Below are 525 nucleotides of genomic sequence, written 5' to 3'. Positions count from 1 at the left end.
CAGGAAGATTATTAGCGTCAAGCACATAAGTTTTCATATTAGAAAGAGGCTTGCCGATATTGGTGTTTAAATCGCCATCCTTATATAAATGCATACTTACACACACTGTATTCTCTGTTGGACCATATGAATTTATTAATCTTCTGCCTTTATTCCATTTTTCCATTAGCTCTGATGAAGAGGATTCTCCAGCAACAACTAATGTTTTAAGATTAGGAAACTCTTTATAAGACATCGTATGCAATAAAACAGGTGGTAAAGCAACTACATTGATTTTATTATCCTCAATATAATCCCCTAGTAATTGAACATCCTGCCTCATTCTGGATGGCAAAATATGAAGAGATGCTCCAAAGGATAAAGTACTGAATATCTCGAATACTGATCCATCAAATACTGTTGAAGCATACTGAAGTATTCTTGATTGATCATCTACCTCTAAATCATCTTTTTGTATATAAACTAAATTAACAACCCCGGAATGCTCGATCATCACCCCTTTAGGCCTGCCTGTCGTTCCGGAGG

1 protein-coding gene is annotated in these 525 nt (G+C 35.8%); it reads right to left on the bottom strand.

The window, feature by feature from the left end; all coding sequences use genetic code 11:
• Positions 1-525 (bottom strand): AMP-binding protein (locus ACN1CN_RS22830; RefSeq protein WP_419138004.1); only part of this gene is annotated, 525 nt, incomplete at both ends.

It is taken from the genome of Flavobacterium sp. T12S277, from assembly GCF_048514875.1.
Lineage (GTDB): Bacteria > Bacteroidota > Bacteroidia > Flavobacteriales > Flavobacteriaceae > Flavobacterium.
Note: the sequence above shows the minus strand (reverse complement) of the source record. Positions and strands in the feature narration are given on the sequence as shown.